General features: G+C 37.8%; 18 protein-coding genes. 4 read left to right on the forward strand and 14 right to left on the reverse strand.

Features of this window, described 5'->3' with window-relative positions; all coding sequences use genetic code 11:
- Positions 1-48: 48 nt before the first annotated feature.
- The 8 genes from C0J00_RS05130 to C0J00_RS05165 form a co-directional block, all read right to left on the reverse strand.
- Positions 49-1,125 carry an aspartate-semialdehyde dehydrogenase gene (locus C0J00_RS05130; RefSeq protein ID WP_104967855.1) on the reverse strand — a complete coding sequence of 359 codons (1,077 nt, stop codon included), beginning with the start codon at positions 1,123-1,125 and terminating at the stop codon, positions 49-51.
- Between the two features lie 277 nt (positions 1,126-1,402).
- Positions 1,403-2,989 carry a cardiolipin synthase gene (gene cls, locus C0J00_RS05135; protein ID WP_104967856.1) on the reverse strand — a complete coding sequence of 529 codons (1,587 nt, stop codon included), beginning with the start codon at positions 2,987-2,989 and terminating at the stop codon, positions 1,403-1,405.
- A gap of 146 nt (positions 2,990-3,135) precedes the next feature.
- On the reverse strand, positions 3,136-4,686 hold the full coding sequence (cls, locus tag C0J00_RS05140) for a cardiolipin synthase (RefSeq protein ID WP_233995875.1): 1,551 nt from the start codon (positions 4,684-4,686) through the stop codon (positions 3,136-3,138).
- Positions 4,687-4,872: 186 nt separating this feature from the next.
- On the reverse strand, positions 4,873-5,367 hold the full coding sequence (locus C0J00_RS05145) for a GNAT family N-acetyltransferase (RefSeq protein ID WP_104967858.1): 495 nt from the start codon (positions 5,365-5,367) through the stop codon (positions 4,873-4,875).
- Positions 5,360-5,920 (reverse strand): GNAT family N-acetyltransferase, encoded by a 561-nt coding sequence (locus C0J00_RS05150; RefSeq protein WP_104967859.1) that lies wholly within the window; start codon positions 5,918-5,920, stop codon positions 5,360-5,362. The genes C0J00_RS05145 and C0J00_RS05150 overlap by 8 nt, the downstream gene beginning before the upstream one ends.
- 112 nt (positions 5,921-6,032) lie before the next feature.
- The gene (locus C0J00_RS05155; RefSeq protein ID WP_104967860.1) at positions 6,033-7,703 is read right to left on the reverse strand and encodes a formate--tetrahydrofolate ligase; all 1,671 of its coding nucleotides are present in this window, start codon (positions 7,701-7,703) and stop codon (positions 6,033-6,035) included.
- Positions 7,704-7,838: 135 nt separating this feature from the next.
- The gene (locus tag C0J00_RS05160; RefSeq protein ID WP_104967861.1) at positions 7,839-8,177 is read right to left on the reverse strand and encodes a glycine cleavage system protein H; all 339 of its coding nucleotides are present in this window, start codon (positions 8,175-8,177) and stop codon (positions 7,839-7,841) included.
- 61 nt (positions 8,178-8,238) lie between these two features.
- Positions 8,239-9,051 carry a lipoate--protein ligase family protein gene (locus C0J00_RS05165; protein ID WP_407697200.1) on the reverse strand — a complete coding sequence of 271 codons (813 nt, stop codon included), beginning with the start codon at positions 9,049-9,051 and terminating at the stop codon, positions 8,239-8,241.
- Positions 9,052-9,197: 146 nt separating this feature from the next.
- On the opposite strand from C0J00_RS05165, the gene C0J00_RS05170 reads away from it, so the two are divergent.
- The 4 genes from C0J00_RS05170 to C0J00_RS05185 all read left to right on the forward strand — a co-directional run bounded on the left by C0J00_RS05170 (position 9,198) and on the right by C0J00_RS05185 (position 12,807).
- The gene (locus tag C0J00_RS05170; protein ID WP_199773982.1) at positions 9,198-9,884 is read left to right on the forward strand and encodes a phosphopantothenate--cysteine ligase; all 687 of its coding nucleotides are present in this window, start codon (positions 9,198-9,200) and stop codon (positions 9,882-9,884) included.
- Positions 9,877-10,425: a phosphopantothenoylcysteine decarboxylase gene (gene coaC / locus C0J00_RS05175; protein WP_104967864.1), complete on the forward strand. Its 549-nt coding sequence runs from the start codon at positions 9,877-9,879 to the stop codon at positions 10,423-10,425. The genes C0J00_RS05170 and coaC overlap by 8 nt, the downstream gene beginning before the upstream one ends.
- Complete coding sequence (locus C0J00_RS05180) at positions 10,415-10,987, forward strand: ECF transporter S component (RefSeq protein ID WP_104967865.1); 573 nt, start codon at positions 10,415-10,417, stop codon at positions 10,985-10,987. Before coaC ends, C0J00_RS05180 begins: the two co-directional genes overlap by 11 nt.
- A 101-nt stretch (positions 10,988-11,088) precedes the next feature.
- A complete protein-coding gene (locus tag C0J00_RS05185) occupies positions 11,089-12,807 on the forward strand; it encodes a phospho-sugar mutase (protein ID WP_104967866.1) in 1,719 nt (572 codons plus the stop codon).
- Between the two features lie 43 nt (positions 12,808-12,850).
- On the opposite strand, the gene C0J00_RS05190 is transcribed toward C0J00_RS05185, so the two are convergent.
- Genes C0J00_RS05190 through C0J00_RS05215 form a run of 6 tightly spaced genes read right to left on the reverse strand, consistent with a single transcriptional unit; the run spans position 12,851 to position 19,620 of the window.
- Positions 12,851-14,587, reverse strand: coding sequence for an ABC transporter ATP-binding protein (locus tag C0J00_RS05190; protein ID WP_104967867.1), 1,737 nt, complete (start codon positions 14,585-14,587; stop codon positions 12,851-12,853).
- Positions 14,584-16,320, reverse strand: coding sequence for an ABC transporter ATP-binding protein (locus C0J00_RS05195; RefSeq protein WP_104967868.1), 1,737 nt, complete (start codon positions 16,318-16,320; stop codon positions 14,584-14,586). The genes C0J00_RS05190 and C0J00_RS05195 overlap by 4 nt, the downstream gene beginning before the upstream one ends.
- Positions 16,321-16,337: 17 nt before the next feature.
- Complete coding sequence (locus tag C0J00_RS05200) at positions 16,338-16,943, reverse strand: lysozyme family protein (protein ID WP_104967869.1); 606 nt, start codon at positions 16,941-16,943, stop codon at positions 16,338-16,340.
- Positions 16,943-17,917, reverse strand: a complete 975-nt coding sequence (locus tag C0J00_RS05205; protein WP_104967870.1) for a nucleoid-associated protein — start codon at positions 17,915-17,917, stop codon at positions 16,943-16,945. The genes C0J00_RS05200 and C0J00_RS05205 overlap by 1 nt, the downstream gene beginning before the upstream one ends.
- Positions 17,918-17,921: 4 nt before the next feature.
- Positions 17,922-19,178 (reverse strand): serine hydroxymethyltransferase, encoded by a 1,257-nt coding sequence (gene glyA, locus C0J00_RS05210; RefSeq protein WP_104968844.1) that lies wholly within the window; start codon positions 19,176-19,178, stop codon positions 17,922-17,924.
- Between the two features lie 10 nt (positions 19,179-19,188).
- Positions 19,189-19,620: a GNAT family N-acetyltransferase gene (locus tag C0J00_RS05215; protein ID WP_104967871.1), complete on the reverse strand. Its 432-nt coding sequence runs from the start codon at positions 19,618-19,620 to the stop codon at positions 19,189-19,191.
- Positions 19,621-19,626 lie beyond the last annotated feature (6 nt).

The raw sequence follows: 19,626 nt of genomic DNA on the forward strand, positions 1-19,626 counted from the left end.
GAGATAAACTGATAAATCCTAAAAGTTTGTCATGGTTAGAACGTTTTTTTATTTCAATTCAAATTTAAGGTCATCAGTTGCACGAACAAGGCCTTTATCATGAAGGGTTTCAGCGATCTGGACAGAATTCCAAGCAGCTCCTTTGAGAAGGTTATCTGAAACCACCCACATATGAATCCCATTTTCTTGGTCTAGATCTTTACGGATTCGACCGACAAAAGTATCACGACTGCCAACTGCATTGACTGCTTGGGGGTAAATTTGATTAGCGACATCATCTTCTAAAACAACACCTGGGAAATTAGCAATAGCTTCTTTGACTTCAGAAATAGGGGCTACTTTTGCAGTTTCAATATAGACTGACTCAGAATGAGCAGATAAAACTGGAATACGAACGCAGGTTGCAGAAACTGCAATACGATCATCTGCCATAATCTTTTTCGTTTCCTTAGTCATTTTCATCTCTTCATAAGTGTAATCATTATCGGTAAAGACGTCGATTTGTGGAAGAGCGTTGAAAGCGATTGGGTAGTGCTTTTTATCACCGCCAGAAGGAAGAATCTCTGCTGTCACATCTTTAGGGTTAAGACCATCATTAAGCACTTGACGTAATTGATGGTCAGTTTCGTTGATGGCTGATTGACCCGCCCCTGATACAGCTTGATAGGTTGAAACAATGATACGCTCTAAGCCCCATTTTTGACGAACTGGTTCTAGAGCTACCATCATTTGAATGGTTGAACAGTTAGGGCAGGCAATGATACCATTATGATTTTCCATAGCGTGTGCATTAACTTCAGGAACAACCAAGGGAACATCTGGATTCTGTCTAAAGTAAGAAGTGTTGTCAACAACAACTGCTCCTGCTTTAACAGCGTATGGTGCAAATTTAGCAGAAGTTGACCCACCTGCTGAAAAGAGGGCGATATCGACACCGTCAAAAGAATCTTCAGTCGTTAACTCTACAGTTACATCTTGTCCCTTAAATTGAAGCACCTTGCCTGCTGAACGACTAGATGAGAGGTAGCGAACCTTTTCGATTGGTAAAGTTGATTCTTCTAACATCTTGATCATTTGTGTTCCGACAGCACCTGTGGCACCGACAACTGCAACTGTATATCCCATAGTAAACTCCTTTTTCTTTTTAGAAAACTATCGTCCTAATTTTCTAAAAATTTCTTAGTCTTCATTATACTATTTTTTAGCTAAATTGCAATGTTTGGTATACGAAAAAATCCCCTGTCAAAAGACAGAGGATCAGGGCACTTTTTCAAGTGAGGTAAGAAGGTTCACACAACTTACCAAGGTCGGCTTCCTGCCTTAATGACCTCCCAGCGCAATAGTGGTTTAAAACCACAATCGACTCATCGCATGATTTAATCATACCATGGTTCTTGATAGATTACAAGAGGGGTGCAATTGTTTTTAGTAAATAACCGCTGATTTTGCGTAGTGGGGGTCTTGATTTTAAACTGAGGTAGGTTACGCGCTGACATTTTTTTAAGGTTTCTTGGAAATCTTCTTCGACATCGTCTACTGCTTCTGAACCGTACATGTAAACACCGCACTCAAAATGATGGTATAGGCTTCTATAGTCAAGATTAACTGTTCCTACGGTTGCTTTAATCCCATCGCTGACAAAGACTTTAGAATGGACAAAACCCGGTGAATAACGATAAATAGAGACGCCAGCATCAATCAATTCTTTAAAATAGGTCTCAGCCAAGATAAAGGCATAGGGTTTATCGGGAATTCCGGGCATAATGATGGACACTTCTACTCCTCTTTCTGCCGCAAAGGTGAGGGCGTGTATCATTTCACTATCAATCACAAGATAAGGTGTCATGATATGAACGTAGTCTTTGGCATTGTTTAGGATATCGATATAGACATTTTCAGCAATATGATGGTAGTTCATCGGAGAATTGCCGTATGGTGCAACATAGCCAGATGCCTCAACACTTAGAGGATAGTCCAACATGAAGTTGCCAAATTCGTCTTCATCATTCGTTGTTGACCACATGGTTAAAAAGAGCGCTTTGAAGGTTTGAACGGCCTGTCCTTCGATTTTGATAGCATTATCCTTCCAACGACCAAAACGGTCGATCTGATTGATGTATTCATCCGCTAAGTTAACACCACCAGTAAAGGCGACTTGTCCGTCAATAACAGTGATTTTCCGGTGATCACGATAGTTATAATAGGTTGATAAAAATGGTCTTATAGGAGCAAAAGCACGGGCATCAATGCCTAAATTCTTCATCCGATCTGTGTAATCATAACTAAGGGTACTCAACTCCACCATCCCATCATAAAGCACTCGGACGTCCACGCCTTCTTTAACTTTTTGTTCTAAAATAGTTAAGATTTCACCCCACATGACTCCTTCATCAATAATGAAATATTCTAGAAAAATATAGGATTTAGCTTTTAGTAAAGCCTCCTTGAAAGCTGGGAAAAAGTCATCACCCCAAGCATAATAAGTCAATCGGCTATCCGCGTAGATTGGAAAATGACCAGGACTTTTATTGAGATAGGTCACTAATTGATAAGTATGGGGGTGGTTTTCTTTGATAGTCGCTAACAATTCAGCATCTTGATTGAGGTGCTTTCCTGCTTCATTGGTATATTGGGTCACTTTACGCTTTAAATCTCTAACACCAAAGTCCGTTTTAGTATAGAGAAAAAAGAAAGAGCCAAAAATAGGAAAGAGCATCATTAACATGAGCCAAGTATTTTTAGAAACAGCATCCATCTTGCTATTAAAAAGATAAATAACAACTAAAGTACCGATAAGATGCTCTAAATAGACAACTCTTAAGGGTAAACGTTTGAACCACAGAAAACCAAGACCGATGAACAGGACTTCTAAGAGGATAGCTAAAAGAATGATAGCTCCCCGACTGAATATGACGCGATTCAGGCTTGAATGATTTTTGGGTAATAAGCGGGTAATGGGTATTCTATTACTAGAACGACGTTGAGCCATTATATCTCCTTTGCTAGATAAATATCTCTTATTATAACAAAAAGAGAGCCAGTCATAACCTTTTTTACACATGAGGCTATAACTTGCTCTTTATCTCTTTGCATAAGAATTGTTGTATTAAAATACCAAATAGAACTTTAATGACTTTACATCAATGGGGCTATTGTTTTAGCGAGAGTGCCAATTGCTTTATTGATGAATGGACGATTATTCACTTCCTCTAAACTAACCAAGTGGCTTTGAAGAAGTGTGGCTTGAAAGTCATTTTCAATTTGAGGAATACATGACACTTGGTACAAGTAGGTTGCACACTCAAAATGATGGTATAAGCTACGATAATCCAAGTTAATCGTTCCTACAACTGCTTTTTGACGATCACTGACAAAGACTTTGGCATGGATAAAACCAGGCGTATATTCATAAATCTTCACACCTGCTTTAATCAAGGTAGCATAGTAGGTCTTAGCAAGAGCGTTAGCAAGTTTCTTATCTGCAATCCCTGGCATAATAATTTTGACATCAACACCACGTTGCGCTGCAAATTTTAAAGCATGAGCTAACTCACCATCAAGAATCAGATAGGGAGTCATGATGTGAACGTAGTCTCTGGCTTGATTTAAAATATCAATATAAACATTTTCACCGATTTTATCATCATCTAGAGGTGAATCTCCATAAGGAATGATAAATCCATTATTAGGACGGTGTTCGTGTAGAGCTAGATATGGCTCTACTTCTACTTCTTCTTGATTAGCATGCCACATTTGTAGAAACAAAATGGTGAAGGTGTCTACAGCACGCCCTTTTAACATGATTGCTGTATCTTTCCAATGACCGAAACGTTGGATTTGGTTAATGTATTCATCAGCTAGATTAATGCCACCTGTAAAAGCAACTTTGCCATCAATAACTAAAATTTTACGATGATCTCGATAGTTATAATAGGTCGAAATAAATGGTGATAATGGCGCAAAAGCTTTGGCTTTGATACCTAGTTTTTCTAAACGTTTGGTGTAATCAAAGCTAAGTGTTGAAAATTCAATCATACCATCATACATCACTCGAACTTCAACCCCTTCGGCTGCTTTTTCTTCCAAAATAGCTAGAATCTCTCCCCACATGAGTCCTTCACCGATGATGAAGTATTCTAGGAAAATGTACTTTTTAGCCTTACGAAGTTCTTCTTTGAGAACCTTGAATTTTTCTTCTCCCGAACTAAAATAAGTCACATCAGTTTGGCGATAAACAGGGAAATGTCCACTTGAATTTTCCAGATAAGAAACTAAATTATAATTGTTTGAATGACGATTTTTCAATTCCAAAATAGCTTCTGCATCTTGGATCAGGTAAGGTTGTGTCGCATCAATTGTTCGTTGAATACCAGCTCGCATTGCCTTAAATCCAAAATCTTGTTTGGTATAAAGTAGAAATAAACTACCTATTAATGGGAAAGGTACCAAAATTAATAACCAAGTGATAACAGCTGTCGAATCCATATCACTATTAATAAGATATAAGACAGTCAAGATGGCTAGGGTAATTTCAAAAATTTCAAACTGAATTTTATAGGTTTGAAACCAGTGATAAGAAGCGACAAAAAAAAGAATCTGTAAAATCAACAAAATAGCAATAACTGTTGTTCGACTAAAGATTCCTCTAAAAAAGCCTCGTTTTCCACGATCTAGTAAAGTGATCACTTTCTTTTTTTCGTAAATATTTCTATCCTCTCAATCTAGATATAACTATAGAATATTATAGCAAAAAATAGATAGAAAGAAATTTTAAATTGATTACTTTTCCACTTTTTTCTGCAAAAGAATCGTTCAGAAATTTTAACATTCTAGTAATCACTTAGTCTCTCTTGGTCAGTAATCGCTAGATTGTTATGATTTATCCTCAACTCGTTTTTGCATCCAAATCATATCGTGCCATTTATCAAACTTATAACCAATTTTAGTAAAGTGGGCAACCTTTTCATAACCACGCTTTTGATGAAAGGCAATACTAGCATCATTAGGATAGGTGATACAAGCTAAAAAGTTCTTCATGCCCATATCTGTCAGCTCTTTTTCTAAAGCATCATACAACTTTGTGCCAATTTGCTTACCACGTGCCTTCTCAGCGACATAAATAGATACCTCACAAGACCAGTCATAAGCTGCGCGATCTTTGTAGGTGCTAGCATAAGCATATCCTAAAATGTTGCCATCCTCTTGGTAGACGAGATAAGGGAATTTTAGCAAGGTTTGCTTCAGTCGATTTTCAAAATCAGCAAAACTGGGAACAGTATATTCAAAGGTAATGGCTGTTTTTTCAACATAAGGAGCATAAATATCTAAGAGTTCATTAACATCATCGATTGTTGCACTTCTAATCATTACAATTCTTCTCCTTTAGGTAATCTGATTTTAAAATAGCATAAATAGAAATGTCAACCAAACCACGGTTATTGATAGAAGCTTGTCTAAGCGTGCCTTCATAGGTCATCCCTGCTTTTTTCATGACTTGTCCAGAAGCAGGATTTCCCGTATCAAAAACAGCTTGAATGCGGTTGACCTCAGTTTCTGTAAATAAGGCTGAGATAACAGCTTGTAGAGATTCAGTCATATAGCCTTGCCCCCAAAAAGCTTTTCCCAAGATATAGCCAATTTCTGCTGTTTTAGTTTTTTCTTCATAATCAACGATAGAAATATTTCCGATTAACGCTTGCTTCGTTTTATCAACAATAGCCCAGTGATAATGACCAGGGCGCTCGTCATTTATCCAAGAAGTGATGATGGACTTAGTGATCTCTTGGTTATCATGTGCAGGCCAAGTCACATAGGTGACGTTATCTTGATGACTAGCCCAATGATCAAACATAGCTTGGCTATCCTCCATGACAAACGGTCTTAACAAAAGACGTTGAGTTTCAATGATATCTAATGACATAAGTTTCTCCTTTCAGTGAGGCTATTCAAAACAATATAGTGACCGTGTTCTTCTTTTTATTATATCTTAAAAAGCAAAAAAGCCAACCTCCAAAGGATGGCTTTTGTAACTATTAAAATAATCCGACTGCTGTTCCGTCTTCGAGAACGTCCATATTGAGCGCAGCTGGTTGTTTTGGTAAACCAGGCATGGTCATAACGTCACCTGTCAAAGCAACGATAAAACCAGCACCAGTTTTTGGAACAAATTCACGAATGGTGACATCAAAGTCCTCAGGTGCACCTAACAAGGCTGGATTATCCGAGAAGGAATACTGGGTCTTAGCCATACAGATTGGTAATTTATCCCAGCCAAATTCAGCAAATTGTTTGAGCTGCGTTTTCGCTTTTGGTCCAAAATGAACGTCTTTACCGCCATAAACTTTGGTAACAATTTTGCGTGCTTTCTCTTCTAAGCTATCCTCATCATTGTAGAGACGTTGGTAATTTGCTTGACCTTTATCGATTGTTTCGACAAGTGTTTTGGCAAGGTCAACACCACCATCAGCACCGTCAGCCCAAACGCTAGCTAACTCAACTGGTACGTCAAGTTCTTGACAAAGTTCTTTAAGAGTTGCAATTTCAGCTTCAGTATCTGCAACGAATTGATTGATAGCAACAACTGCTGGAATACCATATTGACGAATGTTTTCAACGTGACGTTTAAGATTTTTAAATCCAGCACGAACAGCGGCAACATTTTCTTCTGACAAGTCAGACTTAGCTACTCCACCGTGCATCTTTAAAGCACGAAGAGTCGCAACGATAACTACGGCATCTGGTGATTTTGGAAGGTTTGGTGTCTTAATATCAAGGAATTTTTCAGCTCCCAAATCAGCTCCAAAACCAGCTTCTGTCACCGTATAATCTGCTAAATGTAGAGCTGTTGTTGTCGCAAGAACTGAATTACAGCCATGAGCAATATTAGCGAACGGTCCACCGTGGACAAGTGCTGGTGTCCCGTAAATGGTTTGAACCAAGTTTGGTTTGATAGCGTCTTTAAGAATAAGAGCCAAGGCACCTTCAACTTTAAGGTCTCGTACATAAACTGGCTTACGGTTAACATCGTAAGCCACTACGATGTTAGCAAGACGTTTTTTGAGGTCCTTGAGATCAGTCGCCAAGCAGAGAATAGCCATGATTTCAGAAGCAACTGTAATATCAAAACCGTCTTCACGTGGGATACCATTAACTGGGCTACCTAAGCCAACAATAACTTGACGAAGAGCGCGATCGTTAAGGTCAACCACGCGCTTCCAAATCACACGGCGTTGGTCGATTTGAAGGTCATTGCCTTGTTGGAGATGGTTATCTAAAAGTGCAGCCAAAGCATTATTAGCTGTTGTAATAGCGTGCATATCACCTGTAAAGTGAAGGTTGATATCTTCCATTGGAAGAACTTGGGCATATCCACCACCTGCGGCTCCACCTTTAATCCCCATAACCGGACCAAGTGATGGTTCACGAAGGGCAATCATTGTTTTCTTACCAATTTTATTGAGAGCATCTGCAAGTCCGATAGACATGGTTGATTTCCCTTCGCCTGCTGGTGTTGGGTTAATCGCAGTCACCAAAATTAATTTTCCGGGTTCATTTGATTGGACTTCTTTGATTTTATCGAAGGATAATTTAGCCTTGTATTTTCCATAAAGTTCAATATCATCAAACCCAATCCCAACTTTTTCGACAATGTCAGTGATAGGTTTCAGTTCAACGCTTTGAGCAATTTCGATATCAGATTTCATGAGACACCTCTTCTAGTTAATAAAGATATTATAGCATAGCACAATAAAAAAACGCATAATGTTTTCTGTTTACGTGTAAAATATTCGGTTTTTGTTTATATATAAAAAGAAAACAGATGAAATTCTCTGTTTTCTTTAGTTTTTTGCATTATCTAAAGCATCGAAAGCCGCCTGATCAACATTATCTAAAAGGACAATCCAATTTTTAGAAGCATCTGTTTGATTTAATAAATCAGGATTAGCACTAGCTTCATCGTTACGAGAAACGATAGTACCTGCAAGTGGGCTGGTTAATTCCATAACAGCTTTTGAACTTTCAAGGTTTAAAAGGCTGTCGTCAACATCAATGTTATCTTCTTCTGTGAAGTCAATGTAGGCGATATTTCCCAGAACATCTTGTAATTCTGGTGTCATGCTAATTCTATAGAGATTGTCTTCTTTTGTAATGAGTAATGAATTTGCTACTTTTGCCATGAGTTCTCCTCCTACTTTCATCTTTCAAACCATACCATTATAGCAAGATTTGATATAAAAATCAGCTTAGAGTGTTTAGATTACGGTTCAGATGTTGTTTTAAAAATTTATCATAGTTTGTCAACAAGTCTGGTGTTAAATGAAGTTGATGTTTAGCCATACCTCGTTTTTCGAGAGCATAAATAGCTCTATCTTGAATCTCTTTAATGCTGAATGATGTCTCTAAAAGTTCTGAGAGATTAGCCATGCAAGCTGGGTCGATATCAGGATATTTTGCCGTCGTCGCTTGTCCTTGAATACCACTATCATAGAAGGATTTAACCAAGCGACCACGAAAATCTTGGTCTCCATAAACACTGAGGTAAATGGAAATAACAACTGAATCTTTAATACGTCTTTGAGCAATTCCTGCAAACTTTTTCCCCTCAATACTCAAATCAAAAGTTCCAGGGCAATAGGATTGTGGCACCTCAAAATGCTCAATCTCAGCGTCAAAATCACAAAACATATCCCTAATCATATCCACCATTAAAAGATAGGCATCCGTTATCGATAATTGATTCGCATTGGGGAGAATCAAGGAAAAATTCAAAACCCCTTCATCGGAAATAACACCAAGTCCTCCGATATTTCTGACAATCGGCTGGTAACCATAAGATTTAATGGCTTGGAGACCTTCTTCAAAATAAGGAACTTGTCGATCTAACATGCCTAGGATGACGATTTTCTCCATAGGCCAAAAATGAAGAATCATCTTTTCGGGGTGCTGATTAATATATCGTAAGAAAGTATCTGTCCAAGCAAAGGGGTGGACAGTTTGTTTACTAGCATCCTCATAGAGGCCAAAAATATTGAGCTTGAGGGAACTGAGCATTTCTAAAGGCTTGGACAAGATATAACTCCTTTTTTGATACTTAACCTTATCTATGATACCTTAAGATCAACCAGAACTCAATAACTTATCGTCTTTTAATTCATCAAAAAGTTTACCAATCAAAGCTTTTTTAGTAAAATATGCTTATGAAAATTTTGATTACATCCGGTGGAACGACAGAAGCTATTGATTCTGTTCGTGGTATCACCAATCACTCAACTGGAAGACTAGGGAAAATCATTGCCGAAACCTTCTTAAATCAAGGTCATGAGGTGACTCTAGTCACTACTAAACATGCTGTCAAACCAGAAAGTCATTCTCAGTTATCACTTAGAATTATTTCCTCCGTTGCTAACTTACATTCTGCTTTAGAAGAATTAGTCCCTCAGCATGATGTTCTTATCCATGCGATGGCTGTATCTGACTATACACCGGTTTATATGACAGATCTGGATGAACTAAAAAATACTTCTGATATTGCTCAGCTTTTAGAAAAGACAAATACTGAAAGTAAGATTTCGTCAGCGTCTGACTACCAAGTTTTATTCTTGAAAAAAACACCTAAACTGATCTCACAGGTTAAAGTGTGGCATCCAAAAATCAAGTTGGTAGGATTTAAATTGTTAGTAGATGTGTCCAAAGAAGAATTGGTATCGGTTGCGCGTGAGAGCCTTAGAAAAAACAAGGCTGATTTCATCTTAGCCAATGATCTCAGTCAGATTACTACTGATCGCCACCAGGCTTGGTTGGTCGGACAAGATTCTATCCAAGAAGCTCAAACGAAAGATAGCATTGCTAAGCTAATCTATAAAGAGGTGACTAAACATGACTAAGACCATTTTATTAGCGGTTTCAGGATCTATATCAGCCTATAAGGCTGCGGATCTGACTAGTCAATTGGAGAAATTAGGCTATAAGATCCATGTACTTATGACTGAGGCTGCAAGAGACTTTATCACTCCGCTAACTCTTCAAGTCCTCTCAAAAAATCCCGTTCATCTAGATGTTATGGAAGAAAAAATAGCTAATCGTATTAACCATATTGACTTGGGTAAAGAGGCTGATTTATTTATCCTTGCTCCTGCTTCTGCTAATACGATTGCCCAACTTGCAAATGGGATGGCAAATAACATGGTAACAGCTACTGCTTTGGCATTACCAACTTCTACACCAAAACTATTTGCCCCTGCTATGAATACAAAAATGTATGATCATCCAGCTACTCAAGCTAATATGGAGAGATTAAAATCATATGGTTATCGTGAAATTGAGCCCAAATCAGCTGTCCTAGCTTGCGGAGATATCGGTCGTGGAGCGCTAGCTGATCTTGATATTATCATAAAAAACATTGAGGAGACACTTTGTGAAAACTAATAAAGCTCACCAAACAGCGACAATTGCCATCTTTTTTGCCATTATGCTTATCATTCAACTATTGAGTAATATGATTTTTAGCATTTGGCCGATTCCTATCAAACCAACTTTGGTGCAGATTCCGGTGATTATCGCAGCTATACTTTATGGTCCTAGAATTGGAGCAAGTTTAGGTTTTTTAATGGGGATGATGAGTTTAATCACAAACAGTATCATCATACTACCTACAAGCTATCTCTTTTCACCCTTTGTTGATAATGGTAATCTAACTTCGGTAATTATTGCCATCTTACCACGTGTCTTAATCGGTATTACCCCATATTTTGTCTACAAGTGGCTGAGCAATCATTTGGGACTAGCTCTTTCTGGTTTGATTGGTTCTTTAACAAATACCGTATTCGTTCTCACAGGTATTTTTGTCTTCTTCTCTTCGATATATAATGGGAATATCCAAGCCTTACTCGCAGCTATTGTTTCATCAAACGCTATTGCTGAAATGATTATTTCTGCAATCCTTGTCCCCGTTATCATACCAAGATTAGAACGATTTAAAAATAAGTAAAACCATGTTAATTTCATGGTTTTTTTCTATAAAAAATGGTATAATTGAAAGCGTTTAGAACATTTTTAAAACGATTAAAAGAACTTTAAAAGGAGTTGCTTATGACTTATCAAGAATCTTACAATAAATGGCTAGCCTCTGATCAGCTTCCCGATTATCTTCGTCAAGAATTAGAAGGTATGGATGAAACAACTAAAGAAGATGCTTTCTACACTAATTTAGAATTTGGTACAGCTGGTATGCGTGGCTATATTGGTGCCGGCACCAACCGTATTAATATTTTTGTTGTCCGTCAAGCAACAGAAGGTTTAGCGAAACTAGTTGAATCCAAAGGTGAAGAAGCCAAGAAACGTGGTGTGGCTATCGCTTATGATACGCGTCATTTTTCACCAGAGTTTGCCTTTGAGTCGGCCCAAGTTTTAGCAGCTCACGGTATCAAATCATACGTTTTTGAAAGTCTTCGTCCTACTCCTGAGCTATCTTTTGCCGTTCGTCATTACAATGCTATCGCAGGTATTATGGTAACTGCCAGCCATAATCCAAAAGAATTTAACGGATATAAAGTCTATGGCGAAGATGGTGGACAGATGCCGCCAGCTGATGCTTCTGCTTTGACAGATTATATCCGCGGTATCGAGGATCCATTCTCTGTTACATTAGCAGACTTAGAAGAAAGTAAATCATCAGGACTTATCACTGTTCTTGGCGAAGAAACAGACCGTCTCTATCTTGATGAATTAAAAACAATTAACATTAACCATGATTTAATTGCTGAATATGGTAAAGACATGAAAATTGTCTACACACCACTGCATGGTACTGGCGAAATGTTAGCGCGTCGTTCACTGGCTGAAGCTGGCTTCGAATCTGTTCAAATCGTCGAAAGTCAAGCAACTGTTGATCCAGATTTTTCTACTGTCGCTTCACCTAACCCAGAAAGCCAAGCAGCCTTCGCTTTAGCTGAAGAACTAGGGCGCGAAATTGATGCGGATGTTCTTCTAGCAACAGATCCAGACGCTGATCGTGTTGGTGTTGAAGTTCGCCAAGCTGATGGCTCTTATTGGAATCTTTCAGGAAACCAAATTGGAGCCCTTATCGCTAAGTATGTTCTTGAGGCACATAAGACAGCGGGTACGTTACCTACTAATGCAGCTCTTGCCAAATCAATCGTTTCTACTGAGTTAGTAACCAAAATCGCTGAGAGCTATGGTGCAACCATGTTTAATGTCTTGACTGGATTCAAATTTATTGCTGAAAAAATTCAAGAGTTTGAAGAAACTGGTAATCATACTTACATGTTTGGTTTTGAGGAGAGTTTCGGATACCTCATTAAACCATTTGTCCGTGACAAAGATGCCATCCAAGCAGTGCTAATGGTTGCTGAAATTGCAGCCTACTACCGTTCTCGTGGTTTGACACTAGCTGATGGTATTGATGAAATCTTTAAAGAGTATGGCTACTTTGCTGAAAAAACCATCTCAGTTACCCTCTCTGGTAAAGATGGTGCTGAGCAAATCAAGGCTATCATGGCTAAATTCCGTGAGAGTGCACCAGAGCAATTCAACAAGACAGATATTGCACTCTTTGAAGACTTTGCAGAACAAAAAGCTGTTGCGCTTGATGGCACAAGGACTAAATTAACAACGCCACCATCAGATGTTCTTAAATACACTTTAACAGATGATAGCTGGTTTGCCGTTCGTCCGTCAGGTACAGAACCAAAAATTAAATTCTACATCGCAACAGTCGGTGAAACTTTAGAAGAAGCTAATCAAAAAGTAGCTAATATTGAAAAAGAAATTAATGATTTTGTGAAATAATATAAAACCCCTGACTGCTCATTTTGAAATCAGGGGCTTTATTTTATTTTGTTTCTTGCGCCGTTTGCATTTGATAATAAAATCCTTGCTTAGCCATTAAGTCCTCATCGTTTCCATGTTCGACAATATCACCATTGACCATAACTAAAATAATGTCAGCTTGCTGAATGGTTGATAGGCGGTGAGCAATAATAAAACTTGTCTTACCCTTCATGAGGCTACTAAAAGCATCCTGCACTAGAAGTTCCGTTCTGGTATCAATGGATGAGGTAGCTTCATCTAGAATCAATAATTTGGGATTTTTCAAGAAAACACGTGCAATAGTCATCAACTGACGTTGTCCTTGTGAGAGGGATGAACCACCATCAGTCAGGTAAGTATCATATCCATTTGGTAATTGCTCAATAAAGAAATGGGCATTTGCAGCTTTGGCAGCAGCAATAACCTCTTCTCTCGAAGCGATAGGATTTCCATAAGCAATATTGTCATGAACAGTAGCGGACTTTAGCCATGTTTCTTGGAGTACCATACCAATCTGATTTCTTAGATTTTGGCGTGTGACTTGAGAAATTGGAATGTTATCAATCAAAATGTCTCCTTGATCAATATCATAAAAACGCATGAGAAGATTGATGAGCGTCGATTTTCCAGCGCCAGTTGGACCGACAATAGCGACCTGACTACCTGCTTTAATATTTAAATTCAAATCTTTGAGTAAGGTTTTTTCTGGCTCATAGCCAAAGCTAACATGCTTAAAGGTCACTTGACCAGAAAGATTACCATGGAAAGATTGTTGCTGTGATTCTTCTTGAGTTGGGAGATCTAGAATAGTATAAAGTCTCTCAGCACAAGCTAAAGCACTTTGAAGCTCTGACATCACTGAAGAGATATCATTAAAAGGCTTGGTGTACTGATTAACGTAATTCAAAAAGGTCACCAATTGTCCTACAGTAAACTGACCATGAATAATTCGGAAAGCCCCTACTCCTGCTAACAAAGCATAAATTAAAGCGTTAATAAATCGTGTAGTTGGATTAACCGTTGACGAATAAAAAACAGCTTTTTGAGACACCTTCGCATAGTGATGATTTAATTTTTTGAAGGTGTCGGACATCTGTTCTTGAGCATTGAAAACCTGAACCAAAGCCTCTTGATTAAAAGCTTCTTCAACAAACTGGGTTTGATCTCCCCGAGCTTTAGTCTGTTCTTGAAAAAAAGTATAACTTTTCTTGGCAATAAAACGAGCAACTAAGAGAGATAAAGGAGTCAACACTAACACAAGTAATAGCATCAATAAATCCAATTTAGCCATAGTCAAAATGGTCACAATGATGGTTAAGATACCGACTAAGAATTGATTAAAAATCATAAGTAAACCGTTAATCAACTGCTCTGAATCTGTGGTAACACGGCTAACCAAATCGCCAACTCCAAAGCGATCAATACTTGAAATAGGGAGTTTATTCAGGTGTTGATTAACTCTTTCACGCAAGTCAGTAATATATGAAAAAATCAAACGATTAGTCAAAAGAGGATTTATCCATTGAACAAGAGCATTTAAAATAATAATGATTCCCATCTGACCTAGTACCGGAGGAATAAGTGCCAAACGATGCGGACTGATAACCCCATCAACAGCACGACCGATAAGGACAGGCAAATAAATCGTTAAACCAACCTGTAAAATAGCACCTATCAGAATAATAAGCAAAAGCCAATGATATGCTAACATATCAGAGACTAAACGTTGGCGAGTTTTTTCTTGATTATTTGCTTTCATTTGGTCTCCTGACTTTCTTGAGAATAATGAATATCACGATAAAGTTGGCAATTTTCCAGTAAGTTATCATGCTTACCTTGAGCAATTAAGCGTCCTTGATCTAAAACTAAAATCTTATCAGCAGATTTTAAGCTTCTTGTCCTTTGAGAGACCATAATTAATTGCCCCTTAACACGACGACGTTCTTCATGTAGTGCAGTTAGTAGGCGACTCTCTGTTAAGAAATCTAAGGCTGAGCTAGCATCATCTAAAATAAGAAAAGGTGCTTTTTTTACCAAAGCGCGAGCAATGGTCAATCTCTGACGTTGTCCGCCAGAAAAATTACTACCAAAAGCTTCAACCTCAGCATCTAGTTGTCGATTTTTTCCTTCAACAAACTCACTAGCTTGGGCAATATCTAAGACCTCTTTTAAATCCTCGTCTCCAAAAATAAAATCACTACCAAGAGTTAAATTACTACGAATACTCCCCTTGAACAATTGAGCTTTTTGTGGCACAACTGCTACCCAATCACGCCATTCTTTTAAATGACGAGGTTGCTTCCCATTATCGTAAATCACTAACTGCCCCGATTGAGCTTGATAAAGGTTTGCTAGTAGATTAACAAGAGTTGATTTTCCTGCCCCTGTTCCTCCGATGATGCCCAAAAACTCACCTTTTTGCAAACTGAAGGAAATCTCTTCTAAAGACGGTTTAGCAGCATTAGGATAGGTAAAGCTAAGATCTTTAGCAACAATTGCGACATCGTTTGTTCTTTCTTCTATGGTCTCAAGAGGTTCCTCTAGGAGTTCACTGGTTTGATCGAAAACTTCTTGTACACGTCTAGCACTAATAAAACTCTGGTTGAGCGAAGTCACCAACATTGTTAATTTGAGCAACTCTGTCAAAATTTGTAAAAGATAGTTGATCAAAGCTACCAGCATTCCCTGAGTTAACAATGAATTGTCAATCAAAAGATTTCCTTGCCAAATGATTATTAGCAAGGTCATATTAACAATGATAAAAGTTAAGGGGCCAACCAGACTTGACAAAAAACTTGCTGATAATTGATGTTTTTTATATTGTAGGTTTTCATTCTGAAATATCTTAGCTTCACTCTCTGTCCTACCAAAGGCTCGGATTACACGCACACCTTCTAGTTGTTCCCTAGTTAATGCGACCAGATGATCAATCGAGTTGCGAATTTTTCCATAAATAGGATTAAGGAGATGACTCATCATAAAAACAACAGCAAAGAGAGTCAAAACCATTCCAAGAAAATAAGCCGTCAACTTTGGACTAATGGTAAACGCCATTATCACCGCACCAAATACAATAAATGGTGAACGTAAAAAAAGACGTAAAAATTGATTGATTCCCGTTTGTATCTGATAGGTATCGCTAATCATTCGAGTGACCAGACTTGATATGCCGAGATTATCACGCTTTTCCTTGGGCAAACTCATTATTTTATTGAACAAATCATCAGATAAAGATTGGGTATATCCAATAGCTGCCTTTGAAGAAAAATACTGAGCTGTTATCGCTACTATTACCCCAACAAGAGCAAGCCCAAATAACAGAAAAATCATCATAAATAGATGATTTTCATTATTTTGTGGAATAATTTCATCGACAATTCGAGCTATAATGAGAGGTACAAGTAACTCAAAAGAGGCTTCTAGCAGTTTAAATAAAGGGCCTAGGATTGTTTCCTTGATATAATCTTTAAAATAGTGGAATAATGCTGTCATACTTTCCTTTTGCCTCTCTAGAATCTACTCATCAGTTTAATCAAGAACAAATTAAATTGCACTTGTTTGGCGTAGTAAATATTGCCACCATTACGATACAATTCGCCACCACCGTAAAATAGTGCAACAGGATTATAATAGCGATAAGTATCTCCTGACTTGTTCCCAAGACTTGGCGCGACTACCGTTTGAGAATAGTCTTTAGCTAGATCAATCGTATTTTTTTTGCCGTGTTTGGCAACATAATTGATATAGGCACTTCCGAAATTATAGGCTTGAATCGCCGTCCAAGCATCTGTATCATATTCATTTGCCTTTTCTAAATTCTCCGATAAGACTGTAACGCCTTGCCTGACACTTTCTCGGCTATCAGTGATGGAATTGGCAACACCTGTTGAACTTTCACTGGATTGCATCAAATCAGCTTCTTGTCCCTTTGTTTCTGTATAAATCATAGCCAAAATCAAATCTTCGTTAGTTGTCGAGTCATTTTCAGCCAAAATTTCCTCAACTAATGGGCGATAAGAAAGAACATTAGTGACATTTTGGTGTATTGTAAACAGTTGAAACGAAAGAAAGACAAGAAAACCGATAGCTATCGTTCTTTTGATAAATCTAAACATTATTTATTAGTAATATCCTGAATATTTTTGATTAAAATGGAGTATGTTCCATCTGGGTTTTGGATAAATTCGACCGATTCAGCATCCTGATAAACATTATTAGGAACTAAAAGTTCAATACCGTTTGATAGCGATAACTTCTGCGTCTCCAATTTTTTAGACTGACGACTATGATCAATATCAGCTACTGAAATTGGTTCAGGCACACTTTCTTTTAATTGATCAACAAAGCTTAAACGGGCTGTTAGATTATCATCAAAGAGCTGGTCTGCTAACTTTTCAGGAGATAATTCCTGCTCCTCTTCGATATTTTTATGGATAGCTGCTCTCATCTTTGATTGAAATTGGAAATCATCCTTATTAAACTGTTCTGCAATTTTTTGTGCGGTATTTTCCATCATTTTGATGGATTTTTTAACCGATTGCTCAGGTTCCACTTGAAGAAGATTTTCAGAAAAATAGTTAGCAAATGATCCATTGTGTTTGATTCTTTTTTCAATCAAATAATACTGATTACTTTCACGATTGATAATCAAGGCTTCGTCAGGTGTTTGAGCAGCACTTGGTAAATTATTTTGCGTTAAAGAGATTGGATTGTCACCATCAGCTAGATGAGCTAAATTCTCCTTAAGAGCAATTCTCAAAAAAGCAAAGAAAGTTTGTCCATCCTTATCAAACTCAATAAAGACAAGGTCATTGGTCTTTTGATCTTCGGAAATGACAAACTCTTCTTTCCAAAGATTGGCTATTTTAGTGGATGTCTCTAGCAAATCATCACTAAAATGAGCTAAAAAGGGATGATCTTCTGAAAATTTTCCGCGCTTGGCATCATCTGAGAAAACTTTGGAGATTTTCTTACGGAAATAGTCATCAAGACGAGGCGTAAACTGAATAGGAGCCTGTGCTAAATTCAACTCAGTGTCATTAGGACTGAATTGATGAATGACTAATTGTTTTAAATATAAATCTAACATGATTTTAGTTCTCATAAAGTGGGAAAGCATCTGTTAAAGCTTTCACTTCACTTCTAACTTCATTTAAGGCATTCTCATCACTAGTATTTTTAAGTGTTTTGATAATCAATTCAGCAATTTGTTTTGCTTCCTTTTCTGTCATCCCACGACTGGTGATTGCAGGGCTTCCGATACGAATACCTGATGTTTTAAATGGAGATAATTGTTCATTGGGAATAGCATTTTTATTTAAAGTAATATTGACATCATCTAAGAGATTTTGTGCAACTTTACCATTTTCAACAACCTTAGTCACTTCAACTAGGAAAAGGTGATTGTCTGTTCCACCTGAAATGACACGAAAATCTGGATCAGCTTGAAAAGCAGCAACCATAGCCTTAGCATTAGCAATCACTTGTTGGCTATAGTCTTTAAAAGATGGGTCAAGGGCTTCTTTAAATGCAACAGCCTTAGCAGCAATAACATGCTCTAAAGGACCACCTTGTAATCCAGGGAAGACAGCTGAATTAATTTTTTTAGCCAGAGTTTCATCATTTGTTAAGATTAAGCCGCCACGTGGTCCTCGAAGCGTTTTATGGGTAGTTGATGTTACAACATCAGCATAAGGTAAAGGATTTTCGTGGAGTCCACTAGCTACTAAACCTGCGATATGAGCCATATCAACCATTAGTTTAGCGCCAACTTGGTCAGCAATATGGCGGAATTTTTTAAAATCAATAGCTTTTGAATAGGCAGATGCGCCAGCTACAATAAGAGCTGGTTGAACAGCTTCAGCTTTCTCTAAGATAGCCTCATAATTCAATTCTTCCGTTTCTGGATCCAAACCATAGGCCTCAAACTGATAAGTTTTTCCAGAAAAGTTAACAGGAGAACCGTGCGTTAAGTGCCCACCTGCTGATAAATCCATTCCTAATACTGTATGGCCAGACTCAATCAAGGCCATGTAAGCTGCTGCATTTGCTTGACTACCAGAATGTGGTTGAACATTAGCAAACTTAGCACCAAATAATTCTTTAGCCCGTTCGATAGCTAAAGTCTCAACGACATCTACTGCCTGTGTACCACCATAATAACGATTTCCAGGATAACCTTCGGCGTACTTGTTGGTTAGCAAAGAACCTTGTGCCGCCATAACAGCTTTTGAAACCACATTTTCAGAAGCGATTAATTCAATATTGTTTTGCTGACGATTCGCCTCATCCTGAATCGCCTGCCATAATTCAGCATCGTATGCTTTAAAATCTTTTTGGTCAAAAATCATATCATTCACCTCATAATTCTTTGATAAAGCGTAATTGTGTTTTATCACCCTTATACCCAAGCTGTTGGTAAAAAGCGTGCGCTTCTTTTCGGTGAGACCCCGAATTTAAGCGTATAAAGGCAAAACCTTCAACTTTAGCTTTTTCCTCTAACCCCTGCATTAGGGCTTTACCAATTCCAAGACCTTGAGAATTTGGCAAGACAGCTAAGGCTAAAACATTTAAGCCAGTTTCTGAATATAAACTTTCATAGACCTCGGCATGCACATACCCAATAATCTGGTGTGACGAATGATCCTCAAAACCTATTAACATATGCTTGGGGTTCTGTGCTATTTTTTGAAACTGTTTTTCTGTTGTCTCTAATGACACTGGATATCCCAATGATACATCATTAATATGACGAATAGCTGACATATCAGCCAGTGTTAAAGAACGAAGCATATAGTC

The sequence above is a fragment of the Streptococcus pluranimalium genome (genome assembly GCF_002953735.1).
Lineage (GTDB): Bacteria > Bacillota > Bacilli > Lactobacillales > Streptococcaceae > Streptococcus > Streptococcus pluranimalium.